Here is a 1,671-nt window from a genome sequence, read left to right on the forward strand (position 1 = left end):
CCTTCGCTCCGGACTTGCCTCGGCGGCCCCCCCCGTCGTCATCTTCGTCACCGCCGTTGGCGGTTCCTTCAGATTCCCTCGGGCGCATCGACTCCCCGCACCCACCCCCACCCCGACGCCGACTGCTCCACTGATTGCCTCTGCCGGCCATCGGGGAGGGCGGGGTGCTTGGCGTTTTTGCCCCGGGCCAGGAGGGGTGAAGGAGTTTGCGGGGCCGCCAAAGACGGCCGCCCGGGCGGCCTTTTTTGGCGTTCAAGCGTCTTGCGGCGGAACAATGACGCTTCGCGCTCGCCGAGACGGTGTGGCGCATCCCGTAGGATGGGTGGAGCGCGGCAAGCCCTGCCTACTTCATAGGCGCCCAACGCGCGTAACCCATCGGGGTTCGCCCGCACCGATCGTGGTTCACAAAGACCGCCTTGCGCGATCCCCCCACCGTACCTACCATCTCCCGCTTCAGCGCTTCTCCAGCGCCAGCTTCAATCCAAACGCAATGAACACGGCACCGGTCATACGGTCCAAACCGCGCATCACGGCGGGGTGGGACAGCCATCTTGCCAGCGGGCGGGTGGCGGCGACCAGCAGGGCGAACCAGAGCACGCCCAGGAGGGCGTGGATGGTCGCCAGCAGCAGGCTGAAGGTCAGCACGTCGCTGCCTGCGGGGATGAACTGGGGCAGGAACGTGATGTAGAAGATGCCCACCTTCGGGTTCAGGGCATTGGTCAGACACCCACGCAGAAACCAGCCGGTTGCGCTGGTGGCGACGGGAGCGGGCGTGCGGGACGCCGGATCGGATACCGTCGCTTGCGGGTCGGGTCTGCGTCCGGGCAGGGTGCGCCACAGAAGCTTGGCACCCAGGTAGAACAAGTAGGCGGCGGCGCAGATGCGCAGCGTGTCGTAAGCCAGCGTAGAGACGGCCAGCAGGGAGCCCAGGCCGAATGCGGCGATGGCGCCCCAAAGCAGGCATCCCGCACAAATTCCCAGCCCCGCCATCAGCGCCCGGCGCCCGCCTTCGACGGCGGCGGTGCGCAAGACAAGTGCCGTATCCAGCCCGGGCGTGATCGTGAGGATAGCGGCGGCCAGCGTGAAGGCGAGCAGAGCGGCAGTGGCGGTCATGGTCGGAAGACGAGGGCGCAGGTGAAAAGAGGATGGCGAAGCGCGTAACGATAAGGGCAAAAAAACGGCAACACAGTCGACAAAGCGAGCAACGAAGTGGGCAAAGTCCACGAGAAGTGTAACGCCGTCACTCGTCGCTTAGATACCAGTGCCCGATGGGCGGCGCGCGCGCAACGTCCCCATGCGCAAGCCGCCGCGTGCCGCGCGCCGCCCATCTCTACCACCCCTCCGATGGCGGCACCCCTAGCAATCCAGCCCCCGCATTCGCGAAGCGTCCACCTTGCCGACGACGCACGATGCGTATGCCGATTACGGCCGCCCGGGCGGCCGCAATCGGCGGGCCCCGCAAGCCTCGACACCGACCACGGCTCCAGCAGCGCACCAGGCCCGGACGGATCCAGCTTGTCGGCGTGGGTGGCATGGGCGCGAGCAACCTCGATGCGCCCGAGGGAATCGGAAGGGAGCCGCAGGCGGACGACGATGACGAAGGGGGGGGCCGCCGAGGCGAGTCCGGCGCCTGCGCGCCGGACCGCAATCGTGGGCGCGAGTGCCCATGCC

General features: G+C 67.9%; 1 protein-coding gene. It reads right to left on the minus strand.

Features of this window, described 5'->3' with window-relative positions; all coding sequences use genetic code 11:
- Positions 1–453 precede the first annotated feature (453 nt).
- Positions 454–1,113, minus strand: coding sequence for a LysE family translocator (locus ACO6D5_RS24090; RefSeq protein ID WP_485826777.1), 660 nt, complete (start codon positions 1,111–1,113; stop codon positions 454–456).
- Positions 1,114–1,671 lie beyond the last annotated feature (558 nt).

The organism is Achromobacter sp. (assembly GCF_057314935.1).